The sequence below is a fragment of the Luteibacter sp. CQ10 genome, from assembly GCF_040900725.1.
Taxonomy (GTDB): domain Bacteria; phylum Pseudomonadota; class Gammaproteobacteria; order Xanthomonadales; family Rhodanobacteraceae; genus Luteibacter.
Window position 1 is genome coordinate 38,243 of record NZ_JAEUYM010000005.1, and the last position, 13,297, is coordinate 51,539.

Genomic DNA, 13,297 nt, shown 5'->3' on the forward strand with positions numbered 1-13,297 from the left:
ATGGCACGGATGTGGTGAAGATGAAACCCGTAATATCTACCTAGGGCGCCTGATGCGTCCTCCCCCCACTCATCGAGGTGTTTCATCCATGCGTGCATTGCTATCGGCTGCCCTGCTGTCCACCCTGCTCATCGGCACGCCCGCATTCGCGGCTACCGGCGCCGGAAAGATCGAAGGCCACTGCAAGGCCGGCCAACAGCTGGTGATCACCGCCGAGCGTTCGAAGGCGGTCGTTGGCGCGACGTGCGACAAGGCAGGTACCTTCCACGTCGACGACCTGGCGCCGGACCAGTACTTCATTCATACCGGTGGCTCCACATCGGATGCTGACGCGACCGGCGTGCCGGTGCTGGCGGGTCGCGTCTCTTCCGTCGACGTGAAATAGCACCGCGACATCGAGTACCGACACTGACGCCGGGGCGGCTGTCGGTGCTCTGCCAACAAGCTACGTCGTGTCAGCGTGCGTCGTGGGAATAGGTCAAAACACGTACGTTCCGGGTCCGTGCCTGATCGGTGGCATGAATGACGTCAGGCGCGCGCCTTAGCGGACTCGCCGAAGCGGTATGTCGTCGCTTGCAGGAAAGGAGTTGGACCGAACGGCAAGTCCTGAAAAGCAAAAGGCCTCGCTTTCGCGAGGCCTTTTGCTTGTTTGGCTGGGAGACTAGGATTCGAACCTAGATAAACGGAGTCAGAGTCCGTTGTCCTACCGTTAGACGATCTCCCAATAAACCGGGCTTCGATGCGCTCTGACCTTGGAGCACCGAAGTTTGAAGCGCGATGATTAGCGCTTCGAGAACTGCGTGGCGCGGCGGGCCTTGTGGAGACCGACCTTCTTACGCTCGACTTCGCGGGCGTCGCGGGTCATGAAACCGGCCTTGCGAAGCGGCGACTTGAGCGCTTCGTCGTACTCGACGAGGGCGCGGGCGATGCCGAGGCGAATGGCGCCGGCCTGACCCGTGATGCCGCCACCGGCGACGGTGACCATGATATCAAACTTCTCGGAATTGTCAGTCAGCTCGAGCGGCTGACGGACGATCATGCGCGAGGTTTCGCGGCCGAAAAACTGATCGAGCGGCTTGCCGTTGACCACGATGCCACCGGTGCCCTTGCGGAGGAACACGCGGGCGGCGGAGGTCTTGCGGCGGCCGGTACCGTAATTCTGCTGGGTAGCCATGTCGGTTCCTTAGATTTCCAGCGCCTGCGGCTGCTGTGCGGTGTGCGGGTGTTCGGCGCCGCCGTACACCTTGAGCTTGCGGTACATGGCGCGACCCAGCGGGTTCTTCGGCAGCATGCCCTTGACGGCGATCTCGATCACGCGCTCCGGGTAGGTGGCCAGAAGATCCTTGAGGCTGGTGGTCTTCAGGTTGCCGACGTAGCCGGTGAAGCGGTGGTACATCTTGTCGTCCAGCTTGGCACCGGTGACAGCGACCTTGCCGGCGTTGATCACGACGATGTAGTCGCCGGTATCGACGTGCGGGGTGAACTCCGGCTTGTGCTTGCCACGGAGACGGCGAGCGACCTCGGTCGACAGACGACCCAGGGTCTTGTTCGTGGCGTCGATCACGAACCAATCGCGCTTGACGCTCTCCGGCTTGGCGCTGAACGTTTTCATTTCGAAAATACCTGGTTTGCCGCCGTGAGAGGCGGAACACGGAATCGGTGAAAGCAAAGACGCGAGAGAATAGCGGAACCGCCCTTCATCGCGCAAGCCCACCAGATAGGTGAGCTTCGGGCCGACAATCATAACATGACAACATGGCCGTATCGCAACCCCGCCACGGACGGGACATCCATCGGCGCGACAAGCGGCCGCAGCGGCGATGGCTCCGTTCGGGGCGGCGCGCATTGTAACGTGTGTCATCCCCCTTCGTCAGGAGTCTCCCATGTCCGTCCGCACGCTGAGCCCTTTCGACCGCCTGCTGGCCGGCCTGGAGCGCGCCATGGAGGCGGTGGCCGGTTCGCCCGAGGCGGCACGCCCCTCCCCGGGAGACGTCGTGCCCGACGCCGCGATGGACGATGCCGAGCGTCGCCACGCCGCGGGGCTGATGCGGATCAACCACGTCGGCGAGGTCTGCGCCCAGGCGCTTTACTACGGTCAGGCCGCCCTGGCCCGCACGGACGAGACCCGCGCCCACCTCATGCACGCCGCGCAGGAAGAAACCGACCACCTTGCCTGGTGCGCTGAGCGCCTGAAACAGCTCGACAGCCGCCCCAGCCTGCTCAATCCGCTCTGGTACGCCGGCAGCTACGCCATCGGCGTGGCAGCGGCGGCCGTGGGCGACCCGATCAGCCTGGGCTTCGTGGTGGAAACCGAACGCCAGGTGGAGGCTCACCTCGCCGAGCATCTCGAGCGCCTGCCGTCGCAGGACGAGCGCTCCCGCGCCATCCTGCGCCAGATGCAGGTTGACGAGGTGCGCCACGCCGAGGCCGCGCAGGCTCGCGGCGGCGTCGACCTGCCCTTCCCCATTCCGCGCCTGATGCAGGCGGCCTCCGCCGTCATGAAGACGGTGGCCTACCGTCTCTAGTGGCAGAAGCCGTATCCGCGCCCCTGCACGTGGAAGTGGGTGCGGTGGGCCGCGTTGTAATCCGGCCCCAGGAAGGCGCCGAAGTAGTGGCAGCCGTCGCCCTGCAAGGCCCGGAGAAACGGCGCGCGGGCGGGGTCGACCCAGTCCTCTTCGATGCTTACCCGGCGGCCGTCGCCCAGCCGGAACCCCGTGATGTCGAAGGCGTCCGCGCGGGCATGGCGGCTGAGCGGCGCCTGGTCGCGGTGGTAGACATTGCGGCAGGCATAGCTGCCCACGTGATCGATGGCGCGCACCGGCTGGCCGAAGGCGACCCGCGCATCCGGTTGCAGCACGTTGCGGTCGAACAGCACCAGCGAGGCCGCGAGACGGCAGGTGAGCATCACGGGCGAGGCGAGCTTCGCATCGGCGAGCGCGGAGAGGCGCACCGCGTTCGACCAGCCGCATCCGCCGGCCTGCTCACGATCGGCCAGCGGCTCGAAGACGGCTCCGGCATCGCGCAGGGCCGCCCGGCAGCGTGGCGCATCGTCGGCCAGCCGGGAAAGCTTGTAGCCGAGGAAGAGATCGGGCTCGGCGCGCAGGTCCAGCGGCGCCCACGGGTTGTAGCGGTCGGGCGGCCGCCAGCCGCTGGACCAGACCAGGGCCACCACGGCCAGCAGGAGGGCAAATAGCAGCCAGGCACGCATGGACGCACCCTAGCCGGGACGAGGTGAAGCCCAACGAAAAAGCCCCGCTTTCGCGGGGCTCGTCGTCACATCAGGTTGCGGCCGTGAAAGAGCTCTTCGATCTCGCGGCGCAGCAGCGATTCGATGCGCTGGCGCTCCTTGAAGGAGAGGTCGTCGGCCTGGGCCTCGAACAGGTAGGTGTCGAGGTCGAAGTCCTTGATGTGCATCTTGGTGTGGAAGATGTTTTCCTGGTAGACGTTCACGTCGAACATCTCGTACTTCTGGCGGATGTGCTTGGCCAGGTAGTCCTGCACCGAGTTGATCTTGTGGTCGATGAAGTGCTTCTTGCCCTTCACGTCGCGCGTGAAGCCGCGCACGCGGTAGTCGGCGATGACGATGTCCGACTCGAAGCTGTCGATCAGGTAGTTGAGCGCCTTCAGCGGGGAAATGACGCCGCAGGTGGCCACGTCGATGTCGGCGCGGAACGTGGCGATGCCGTTGTGCGGGTGCGTTTCCGGATACGTGTGGACGGTGATGTGGCTCTTGTCCATATGCGCCACGACGGCGCCCGAAATGGTGTCGCGGCCCAGCTTCTCGACCACCGGTTCCTCGGAGATGAGGATGGTGACCGACGCGCCCTGCGGATCGTAATCCTGGCGGGCGATGTTCAGGATGTTGGCGCCGATGATCTCGGCCACATCCGTAAGAATTTGCGTCAGGCGGTCGGCGTCGTACTGCTCATCGATGTATTCGATGTAGTTCTGACGCTGCTGCTCCGAGACGGCGTAACAGATATCGTAAATGTTGAAGCTCAACGCCTTGGTAAGGTTGTTGAAACCCTGCAGGCGAAGGCGGGGAAGCGGTTTGACCACAGCGACTCTCCGAGGCCGGGGAACGGCCAGCAGCAGACGCGGGTTAGCAGCAAGGGTCCCCGCAATAGGATGAAAGGCGACGCGCAGACGGGCAGTGTGCCCGCCCCTCGTGAACGGCGTGAGACAGGGCCCATGCGCCGAGGGGGTGAAATTATGGGGCAAGATGGTCAGGATTTGAACACGTTCCGTGATCCCGTCCCCCGAATAGGTGGATTCCGGTGACCGGATGTCTGCCATAATCCGGACACGGGGACATGGCGAGTCGACGACGCCTGACGGTTTTCCGTCGGGGCCGTCGACGTTGGGGGTCATGCCATGCCATTGAGGCTTAACGGAATCCGCTGTGGCACAACTTAAATATCTGTTGCAACAGGCGTTCGAACGGTCACAGGCCCCTTCGAGCTTCGCCCCCGATCCGGCCGCGATGGGCCGCTTTCTCGACGCCTGTCACCGGCGCCGCTATCCCGGCAAGACGGCGATCATCCGCCCCGGCGATCCGGCCAATACGCTCTATTACGTGGTGGACGGCTCCCTGGCCGTCTGCACCGAGGACGAGGAAGGCCGCGAGCTGATCCTGGCCTACATCAACCGGGGCCAGTTCATCGGCGAGATGGGCCTTTTCGTGGAGCAGGCGCAGCGCGAGTCGCTGGTGCGCACGCGCACGGCCTGCGAGATGGCGGAGATCAGCTACGAGCGGCTGTTCCAGCTGCTCGAAGGCCCGCTGGCCGCCGAATGTCCCAAGCTGCTGTTCGCCATCGGCTCCCAGCTCACCCACCGCCTGCTGCGCACCTCACGCCAGGTGAGCCGCATGGCGTTCATGGACGTCACCAACCGCGTCTCGCGCACGCTGCTCGATCTGTGCCAGGAGCCCGACGCGATGACCCACCCGGACGGCACGCAGATCCGCATCTCGCGCCAGGAAGTCAGCCGGATCGTCGGTTGCTCGCGCGAGATGGTGGGCCGCGTGCTCAAGCAGCTCGAGGAAGAGCGCATGATCGACGTGTCCGGCAAGACGATCGTGGTGCGCGGCACCCGCTGAACCCCTCATGGTCAGGCGGACCGCCCTCGGCGGCCCGCCTTCCTACTTCACCAACTGAAGCCGCCGCCGATGCCCACCGTGCTCTCCGAGCCCGAGCTCGACGCGCCGATCGATACGCTCGCCCGGTTGCGGTTGAAGGCACGCTGGTAGCCCACAGCGACCGCCGACTGGCCGCCGTAGGCGCCCGCTCCGACGCCCACGCGGTTTTCTCCGGAAAGCCCCGAGGTGTTCATGCTCATCTGGGAAAGCGCCGTTCCCATGGCCCCCACCCGGTCGAGCCGTTGGCCGACCTTATGGAATTGGTCGTCGACGTGGTTCCGGAAGCCGTCGAAGTCGCTGCGGCTGACCGCATTGCCCACCTTGCCGTCCGTGTAGGCGTTGGCGCGCGCGAGCGTCTGCTGGTCGCCGCTGTCCGCGTAAGACTTGGCCGTGGCGAGGGCCTGGTCCACCTGGCTGACGTTGGCTGCGTCCGTGGGTGCCGTACCGGCCGCCACGTTGACGATGCGTCGCTGGTTGGCGGCACTGCCCACCGATACCGTGTTGGCCTGGTCGGCCACCGAGCCGGCGCCGAGCGCGACGCCGTTCGCCGCGATGGCCGACGCACCCTGCCCTATCGCCGTGGCCGATGCCGCCGACACGGACGAATCGGCGCCTACCGCCACCGCGTTCGTCGCCGACGCGCCGACGTTGGCGTTGCTGCCGACGGCTACGCTGCCGTCGGCGGCGATGGTGGCGTGATGGCCTACGGCGGTATCGCGCGAGTCCTTCGCGACGCTTCCGCTACCGACGGCGAGACCGTCGCCCGCGCCCGCGGGAACCGCCGGAGCATTGCCCGGCATGCCGCCGGCGATCTGCCCACGGATCTCGGCGATGCCTTGCAGCGCGCCGGAAAGTGCGTCGTCGACCGCCGTGAACGCATCCCCCACCGTGCCGTAGGTCTGGCCCTGCACGGCGTAGACGGGGGGCACGAAACCGGACAAGCCCATGCCGGCACCGCCGCCGAACGCCTTGGCGACGGCGGCGTTCACCGCCGAATCGCCCGTGCTGACCTGGCCGATGGCGGCCTGCAGCTGCGCCACGTTCACCGCGTCCGTGGCTTCGATGCCGGCGCCCAGGTTGGTGATGCGACGAGTGAACGCGGGGATCTTCTGGCCGTAGCGGTTGGTGAGCGTGCCGTCGCTGCCGATGGATACCACGTCGGCATCGTCCGTCGCCGAGTTCGCGCCCAGCGCCACGCTGTTGGCCGCATTGAAGCCGAGGCTGGCGAAATGGCCAAGGGCTACCGAATCGTCGCCCTTGGCCATGGCGAGGTCGCCGATGGCCACGCTGTTGGTGCCGTAAGCCCAGGTGGATGAACGGTCGTCGCCGCCGATGGCGATGGAATTGATGCCCGTGGCGGCAGCGTTGTAACCGATCGCGGTATTGTTCGCTTCCTGCGCATAGGCCGATTTGCCCAAGGCGATACTTGCGACCCCCTCGGCTCTCGCATGTCCGCCGACGGCCGTGGACCCGTCGGCCAGGGCCATCGCCGCCGCGCCGACGGCGGTGGATTCGTATCCGGCCGCCCGGGTCAGGTCGAACACGCCCGGGAACACCTGTGAAGCGCCACCGATCGCCGTGGCGCTCTCACCATCGGCGGTGGCGGCGGTACCGACCACGGTGGCGTTGTCGCCGATGGCCTGCGCTTCGCTGCCGACGGCCAGGCTGCCCGGGCCGAAGCTGCTCGCCAACGATCCCAGGGCGACGGCTTCGTTGCCCTGGGCCTGCGCGCTGGCACCTATCGCCATGGCGAGGTCGCCGGCCGCCGTGGTCACCTGGTCGGATACGGGCGTACCGCCACCGTCGACGGCGAGGCCGCCGATGGCAAGCGCGCCCGCATTGCCGGCCGTGGCTCCCGTACCCAAGGCGATGGCGTTGCTACCCGAGGCCGACGCGCCGTAGCCGATCGCCGCGGCGTGGTCGCCGGCGGTATTCGCCGACTGGCCCAGGGCGACGCTGCCCTCGCCCTGGGCGATCGCGCCGTTACCTATCGCCGTGGTGCCGGCGTCGAAGGCGACGGCACCCGAACCGATGGCGGTCGAATCGTCGCTGCTGGCCAGCGCGCCGGCGCCGACGGCCACGCTGTGATATCCGTCGGCGTAAGCGTCGTCACTGCCATCGGCGGCGCCGTTGGCGGCGAAATAGCCGGACGGCGTGACGTCGGCCGCTTGCAGCACGCGCAGCGAGGGAGCGATCAGCGGCGCCTTGAGGAGCGGCGCCTCGGCGTGGGCGGTTCCGGCGGCAAGGCCGGCCAGTATGGCGACCGTCATGGCATGACGGACGCAAGAACGGTAGTTCCGATACATCGATGTCTCCGAAAGGGGGTCAGGGGGCGATGAAGCTCGCCTGCACGCTGAGGTTCTGGGCATCCTTGACGCCAAGGACGCGCACGAAATACGTGCCGGCCGCGGGGCGGGCCAGCACGACGGACTCGGCGTTGCCGGCGTGGGCCGACTGGTAGTCGTAACCGCCGTCGGCGGGTCGCGCGCCGACCTTCACCTGCAAGGTCACGTCGCCGGTGCCGCCGAACGTGCGCACCACCAGGCTTCGGGCGCCAGCCGGGACATCGATCTGGTAGAACGCCGAGGTGCCCGCGTAACTGGACAGGCCATTCAGCAGCTGGCCGTTGGTGAGCTGCGGCGTATAGCTGTCGCCCAGCACCGCCCGTTGCACCGCGGCGGCCGCGTCGAGGATGCCCGCGCCGGCCGGCGTGGCCGACGGAAACGCCACCTTGGGTTTGTGCGCGGTCTGCTTCAGCACGGCGGCGACTTCAGCAGGTTGCAGCATGGCCTGACCGGCCGCCAGCCGCGCGCTCTGCATCAGGGCCACGGTACCGGCCACATGCGGCGTGGCCTGCGAGGTGCCCGCGTAGCCGCCGTACGTCGGATCGCCCGGCACGGTCTCGCCAGCATTGAGGGCCTGGTACACGAAGCCCTCGGTGACGGGATCGCCGACGGTACCGTCGTTGGCGTAGATGCCGCCGCCTGGCGCGGCGAGGGTCACCGGCTTGCCGAAGTTGGAGTAGAAGGCGAGGCGACTGGTGATGCCGACCGAAGCCACGGTGATGGCTCCCGGGCAACTGGCCGGCGAATAGAAAGCCGCATCGTCGCCGTCGTTGCCGGCCGCCACCACCACGACGGCGCCGCGCGCGTTGGCCGCGGCGATCGCCTGCTCCATGGGATCGTCGGCGGTGCACTGACCCTGCCCACCCAGGCTCATGTTGATCACCTGGGCCGGATGCGTGTTGTCCGGCACGCCGTCGACATGGCCGCCGGCGGCCCACACGATGCCGTCCGCGATGTCGCTGTCGTAACCGCCGCAATGCCCTAGTACCCGCACGGGAAGCACTTTCGCGCGGAACGCGACGCCCGCCATGCCCAGCCCGTTATCGGTCAGTTCGGCGACGGTGCCCGCCACGTGGGTGCCGTGCCACGAACTGGGCTCCATCCTGCAACTGTCCGACCACGGCGCTTCGGTGGTCCAGTCGCCGGTGTCCCAACCGCCGGGCACGCGGCTACTGTCGGCCCGCCCGGAAACGAACGGATCGCTGATGAAGTCGTAGCCCGCATCGGCGAGCGACGTATCCAGGTCCGGGTGAAGCGTGATGCCGGTATCCACCACGGCCACGGTGATGCCGTTGCCGTCGGCCAGCGACCACGCCGCGGCGACGTTCGCACCGCCCTGGTTGGGCACCGCGTCGTCGGTATCGGGCGTGCCGTCCGGGGCACGCAGGTGCCACTGGTCCTTCAGGTAATAGGTGTCGTCCGGCACCGTGACGGCGTCCGCGCGAACGTCGCGCACCGGCTGTCGCAGCCGGTCGGGCACGATGGATTTCACGGCGGGATCGGCCGCCATCGTGGCGAGAAAGGCCGCGGCCTCGTTCGCGTCGAGCCTGCGCGAAAGCTTCAGCACGCGCGCGCCGATGGCGAGTTTGCGCAGGTGCGTCACCGACGGCGCCGTGGCCCGTAAGCCCGGTGCGGAGGTAAGGCCGATGCGTCCGATGGCGGCCCCCGCCGCCTGGACGGCTGCCGTCGCGGCCGATTCGGCGGCGGTTCCCTGGCGATAGGTGACGATGAAACGGTCGAAGGATGTCTGGACCGGCGGCGTGGCGTTTCCCGCGAACGCGGGTACGGACGCTGCCATGACGAGCGCGCCCAGAAGGCGCATGCGTGGACGATGCATGGTTCGATGTTCTCCCCGAAGGTGCGAATGGACGGCCGCCGGTGCGATCCCTACCTGCCCGTACCCCTTTTGGCCGCCTAGGCGGCCATACGACGTCCCGTCGCCCGCGCTGGCGGCGGGCGAGCGGCGAACTTATGACAAAGCCGCGTCACGATCACGCACCGTCGCTGTCGGAAACTGTCGAAAACTCACGATTTGCATGACTGATGGCATGGCATCGCGGCATTGACAGTTTCGGTGCGTGAATCCCCGCCCTTTCGCGCCTATAAAGGAACCCCGATTTCCACCGGCGCAGGAGCGCGAGTGACGAACCCCATCCTCCGGCCCATCGTGGCCTGGCTGCGCGACATCCCGGGCGGCGACGACACCACGCGCGGCAATGGCGTCGCCCTTCAACTCCTGCTGATCATGATCGGCTCTTCCCTTCCGCTGATCTGGCCTTATCGCATCGCGGCGCTGATCCATCCGCTCACCCGCTCGGACTGGATCGACCTGTGCACCGATTCGATCGTGGCGGCGTCGGCGTGGGTGGGCGTGGTGAAGATCCGCCGGGGCGACGTGCAGGGCGCGACACGCCTTTTCGTCGCCAGCATGCTCCTGTCGCAGGCGCTGACCTACGTCCAGCGCGGACTGATGAGTTCCATGCTCGACCAGACCTACGTCGTGCTTCCCATCGTGCTGGGCGGGCTGATCCTCGGCAGGCGCACCCTGTGGCGGCTGTACGGCCTGCTGATCGTGCTGTTCGCGGCGGGCGGCGCGGCGGACGTATCGCGCCTCGCCGCCAAGGGCGCCCAGCACCCGATGATGGGCGCCATCAACGTGCTGCCGCTCGCGCTGAGCTACTTGGCCATCACCATGGTGCTCGACCAGTGCGTATCGACGCTGCGTGGCAGCGTCATGGCGGCCGAACGCCGCGGTCTCCGGCTCGAGGAGATGAACCGGGTACTCGAAGACGAGATCGCCGCGCACAAGAACGCGCGCGAACAGCTTATCCATGCGCAGAAGGTGGAAGCCGTCGGTCGCCTCGCCGGCGGCGTGGCCCATGACTTCAACAACATCCTCAGCGTCATCGAGGGCTATGCCGAGGCCCGCGAGGAGAGCGACGACCCGGCGGTGCTGCGCTCGGCGCTGTATGGCGTGGCGGCGGCGGCGCGGCGCGGCGCCGCCATCAGCCGCAAGCTGCTCAGCTTCGGCCGGCGCGACGTGGCCCGCCTGGAAGTGATCGACCTCAAGCGCGCCTTGCGCGACGCGCGGCAGGTCTTGAGGCAGTTGTTCAGCCAGGGCGTGGCGCTGAGCGTGGACATCGCCGACGATGCGCGTTACGTGCGCTTCGATCCCGAACAGCTCGAACTGATGATCCTCAACATCGCCGCCAACGCCCGCGATGCCATGCCGCCGGACGGCCGCTTCGACATCCAGGTCACCCGGCTCTCTCCCGAGCACGTGCGCATGGCCTTTCGCGACGACGGACAAGGCATGCCCGAGCATGTTCGCCAAAGCGTCTTCGAGCCTTTCTTCACCACCAAGCCCGCGCATGCCGGCAGCGGGCTGGGGCTGGCGGTGGTGCGCGACGTCGTACGCAGCCATGGGGGAACGGTAGGCGTGGAGAGCCTCGAGGGGCGCGGCACCACTTTGCTCGTCGACCTTCCCGCGCTAGCCGGCCACGGCGACAACGTGCTCCGGCCGTCGCCCTTGATCCACACCCTGCTCGTGGAGGACGAAGACGTGTTGCGCGAGATGTGGAGCAGGCGATTCGAGGCCGAGGGATTCCTCGTGGTCGAGGCGGGGAGCGGCACGCAAGCGATGCGACTGGCCGCTGAACTGGCGCACACGTTGAACCTGGTCGTGACCGACCTGCGCCTGGGCGATAACGATCCCGATGCCTGGACGGACCAACTGCGCGCCCTGTTGCCGGAAGTGCCGATACTGGTCGTGTCCTCACATTTCCCGCCCACGATCCAGCGGACCAAGGGCGTAGGCATCCTGCACAAGCCGTGCTCCCCCGACCTGCTGGTGTCCGAGGCGACGAAGCTCGTGGAGACCTCGTGGCGACGGGGCCTACGCGGTGAAGACGTAGCCGCTGCCTCGCACGGCGGTTAACGGCAACACCATGCCGCTGCGGCTGGCCACCTTGCTGCGCAGGCGATAGACCAGCACTTCGATGCGATGCGGGTCGAACAGTTCATCGCCGCCCAGCGCGGCGATGAGCTGTTCGCGGCTCACCGGTTCACCCGGCACCTGCAACAGCGTGCGAAGGATGACGCGCTCATGCGATTTCAACGCCACCGAGACCTCATTGGGCGCCACCAGGCACCATGCCTGGTTGTCGAGCCGCCACGTGGCCACGTCGGCCGGGGCCAAGGGCGGCGGGCGAAGCCGGCGCATGAGGTTGCGAAGCGTGACCGCGAGCTCGTGCATGACCACCGGCTTGGAAAGATAGGCGTCGGCGCCATGAGTCAGGCCTTTCACCCGATCGGCTTGCTATGCCTTCCGGACACGATCACGATGCCGACCCGAGAATGGCGGTAAAGCCGCTCGGCGATGGAGAAGCCGTCGCCGTCGGGCAATCCGACATCCAGCACCACGATATCGGGGCCGTCGGTATCCAGGACGTGGGCCAGTTCGCGCTCGGTGCCGACGGGGGTCACCCTGAAACCGAAGTCGCGCAGACCCGGCGCGAGCAACGTATCGCGCAGCACGTCATCGTCTTCCACCACCGCCACGTGCGGCTGGATCGCCTCTTCGGCCACAGCTTCCCCTGCCGTGGCCAGCGTCTGTCGAAACTCCATGAAAAGCGGGTCGCCTGGATCGAAAGAACGTCCGGGACTTGATAGCAGTTATTGGCGTGGATGGATAGACCGCTAAACGCATGCTCCGTCCCCGCACCACCTCACGGACCGGCGTAAACCATATAGACGTCCGCACGCTCGTAGTGCGATCCCGGCCGCGCGCCCTCCTGCATGACGAAGCCGGCCCGGCCGTACATGCCCACCGCCCGCGTCAGGCGGCTGTTGGATTCCAGGAACAACGTGCCGCCGCCCAGCCGGCGGTATTCGCCGATGGCCGCGTCGAGCAGCTTCCTGCCGGCGCCGAGGCCGCGGTAATTCTCGTCCACCGCCATCTTGGTCAGCTCGTAGACGCCCTCGCCTTCGTGGATCAGCGCGCAGGTGCCGACCACCTCGCCGGCATACAGCGCGAAGAACACCTGGCCGCCGGCGCCGACGATCATGCCTTCCGGATCGGTCAGCACCGCGTGGTCCACCTCCTCGATACGGAAATAACGCTCCAGCCACTGCCGGTTGAGGCGCAGGAAGTGCTCACGCAGCGACGGGTCGTAGGGCACCACGCGTACGTTCTCGCGCACCAGTTCGGCATGCTTGGCCAGGATCGCCGGCACCACCGGGCGCGCCGCCAGCGCCCGTTCGCAGGCGTCGATGGCGTCGAGCATCTCGGCCCCACGCGGCCCCAGGGACTCGGCCATGCCGCGGCGGATCGACAGCCAGACCGGCCCCAACGCGCCCAGCGCGCGCTCGCCGGCGTCGGTCAGCGCCAGCACGCTGCGCCGGCCGTCCTGCGGATCGCGCTGGCGCACCACCATGCCCGCGTCCACCAGCCGGTCCGCCAACTGGCTGACCGCCGAATGCGTCTGGCCGATGGCCAGCGCCACGTCCGTGACGGTGCTGGGCCCCACGTCGCGGAGGAAACGCAGCACCGGGAACCAGCGCGACTCGATGCCCGCCCCGCACGCCCGGTACACCTCGTCGACCGCCTGGTAGAAGTGATCGCTCAACGCCTTGAGGCGGCTGCCGAGGGCCAGCTCGCGGAGCGAGGAAAGATACATGCGTAAGTCCTTACATGACTGATGGAGCGAGCACGACACTACGGCGGCCGATTGCCGCACGCAACCAATTTTGACCCGCTTTCATGCGGAAAAGGCATAGGCCTTCGTATATGGTTACTTCTGACCCATATCCAGGG

13 protein-coding genes and 1 tRNA gene are annotated in these 13,297 nt (G+C 67.2%); 4 read left to right on the top strand and 10 right to left on the bottom strand.

Annotated elements, in window-relative coordinates; all coding sequences use genetic code 11:
* Positions 1-88: 88 nt before the first annotated feature.
* On the top strand, positions 89-385 hold the full coding sequence (locus JNG39_RS17725) for a hypothetical protein (protein ID WP_368313317.1): 297 nt from the start codon (positions 89-91) through the stop codon (positions 383-385).
* Positions 386-650: 265 nt separating this feature from the next.
* Here JNG39_RS17725 and JNG39_RS17730 read toward each other — a convergent pair.
* The 3 genes from JNG39_RS17730 to rplM form a co-directional block, all read right to left on the bottom strand.
* A tRNA-Gln gene (locus tag JNG39_RS17730) sits at positions 651-724 on the bottom strand.
* A gap of 57 nt (positions 725-781) precedes the next feature.
* The gene (rpsI, locus tag JNG39_RS17735) at positions 782-1,174 is read right to left on the bottom strand and encodes a 30S ribosomal protein S9 (RefSeq protein ID WP_144916175.1); all 393 of its coding nucleotides are present in this window, start codon (positions 1,172-1,174) and stop codon (positions 782-784) included.
* Between the two features lie 9 nt (positions 1,175-1,183).
* Positions 1,184-1,612 (bottom strand): 50S ribosomal protein L13, encoded by a 429-nt coding sequence (rplM, locus tag JNG39_RS17740; protein ID WP_144916172.1) that lies wholly within the window; start codon positions 1,610-1,612, stop codon positions 1,184-1,186.
* A gap of 271 nt (positions 1,613-1,883) precedes the next feature.
* Here rplM and coq7 point away from each other — a divergent pair, with 271 nt between their 5' ends.
* Entirely contained in the window at positions 1,884-2,525 is a 642-nt protein-coding gene (gene coq7 / locus JNG39_RS17745; RefSeq protein ID WP_368313318.1) for a 2-polyprenyl-3-methyl-6-methoxy-1,4-benzoquinone monooxygenase, read from the top strand.
* Here the strand turns inward: coq7 and JNG39_RS17750 are convergent.
* On the bottom strand, positions 2,522-3,208 hold the full coding sequence (locus tag JNG39_RS17750; protein ID WP_368313319.1) for an extensin family protein: 687 nt from the start codon (positions 3,206-3,208) through the stop codon (positions 2,522-2,524). The genes coq7 and JNG39_RS17750 overlap by 4 nt on opposite strands.
* 65 nt (positions 3,209-3,273) lie before the next feature.
* Positions 3,274-4,059 carry an adenosylmethionine decarboxylase gene (gene speD, locus JNG39_RS17755; RefSeq protein WP_036109987.1) on the bottom strand — a complete coding sequence of 262 codons (786 nt, stop codon included), beginning with the start codon at positions 4,057-4,059 and terminating at the stop codon, positions 3,274-3,276.
* 343 nt (positions 4,060-4,402) lie between these two features.
* Between speD and crp the strand changes: the two genes are divergently transcribed.
* On the top strand, positions 4,403-5,098 hold the full coding sequence (gene crp, locus JNG39_RS17760; protein ID WP_144916163.1) for a cAMP-activated global transcriptional regulator CRP: 696 nt from the start codon (positions 4,403-4,405) through the stop codon (positions 5,096-5,098).
* A gap of 47 nt (positions 5,099-5,145) precedes the next feature.
* On the opposite strand, the gene JNG39_RS17765 is transcribed toward crp, so the two are convergent.
* Positions 5,146-7,407, bottom strand: coding sequence for a YadA family autotransporter adhesin (locus JNG39_RS17765; RefSeq protein WP_368313320.1), 2,262 nt, complete (start codon positions 7,405-7,407; stop codon positions 5,146-5,148).
* Between the two features lie 55 nt (positions 7,408-7,462).
* Positions 7,463-9,319, bottom strand: coding sequence for a S8 family serine peptidase (locus JNG39_RS17770; protein WP_368313321.1), 1,857 nt, complete (start codon positions 9,317-9,319; stop codon positions 7,463-7,465).
* 303 nt (positions 9,320-9,622) lie between these two features.
* Here JNG39_RS17770 and JNG39_RS17775 point away from each other — a divergent pair, with 303 nt between their 5' ends.
* Entirely contained in the window at positions 9,623-11,419 is a 1,797-nt protein-coding gene (locus JNG39_RS17775; RefSeq protein ID WP_368313322.1) for an ATP-binding protein, read from the top strand.
* On the opposite strand, the gene JNG39_RS17780 is transcribed toward JNG39_RS17775, so the two are convergent.
* The 3 genes from JNG39_RS17780 to JNG39_RS17790 form a co-directional block, all read right to left on the bottom strand.
* A complete protein-coding gene (locus JNG39_RS17780) occupies positions 11,378-11,788 on the bottom strand; it encodes a response regulator transcription factor (protein WP_368313323.1) in 411 nt (136 codons plus the stop codon). The genes JNG39_RS17775 and JNG39_RS17780 overlap by 42 nt on opposite strands.
* On the bottom strand, positions 11,785-12,108 hold the full coding sequence (locus JNG39_RS17785) for a response regulator transcription factor (protein WP_368313324.1): 324 nt from the start codon (positions 12,106-12,108) through the stop codon (positions 11,785-11,787). Before JNG39_RS17785 ends, JNG39_RS17780 begins: the two co-directional genes overlap by 4 nt.
* Before the next feature lie 101 nt (positions 12,109-12,209).
* Complete coding sequence (locus tag JNG39_RS17790) at positions 12,210-13,160, bottom strand: GNAT family N-acetyltransferase (RefSeq protein ID WP_368313325.1); 951 nt, start codon at positions 13,158-13,160, stop codon at positions 12,210-12,212.
* Between the last annotated feature and the right edge of the window lie 137 nt (positions 13,161-13,297).

Bases quoted from the DNA above. Each gene is read 5' to 3' on its own strand.
- JNG39_RS17725 (WP_368313317.1), top strand. From the start codon at position 89: ATGCGTGCATTGCTATCGGCTGCCCTGCTGTCCACCCTGCTCATCGGC.
- rpsI (WP_144916175.1), bottom strand. From the start codon at position 1,174: ATGGCTACCCAGCAGAATTACGGTACCGGCCGCCGCAAGACCTCCGCC.
- rplM (WP_144916172.1), bottom strand. From the start codon at position 1,612: ATGAAAACGTTCAGCGCCAAGCCGGAGAGCGTCAAGCGCGATTGGTTC.
- coq7 (WP_368313318.1), top strand. From the start codon at position 1,884: ATGTCCGTCCGCACGCTGAGCCCTTTCGACCGCCTGCTGGCCGGCCTG.
- JNG39_RS17750 (WP_368313319.1), bottom strand. From the start codon at position 3,208: ATGCGTGCCTGGCTGCTATTTGCCCTCCTGCTGGCCGTGGTGGCCCTG.
- JNG39_RS17765 (WP_368313320.1), bottom strand. From the start codon at position 7,407: ATGACGGTCGCCATACTGGCCGGCCTTGCCGCCGGAACCGCCCACGCC.
- JNG39_RS17770 (WP_368313321.1), bottom strand. From the start codon at position 9,319: ATGCATCGTCCACGCATGCGCCTTCTGGGCGCGCTCGTCATGGCAGCG.
- JNG39_RS17785 (WP_368313324.1), bottom strand. From the start codon at position 12,108: ATGGAGTTTCGACAGACGCTGGCCACGGCAGGGGAAGCTGTGGCCGAA.
- JNG39_RS17790 (WP_368313325.1), bottom strand. From the start codon at position 13,160: ATGTATCTTTCCTCGCTCCGCGAGCTGGCCCTCGGCAGCCGCCTCAAG.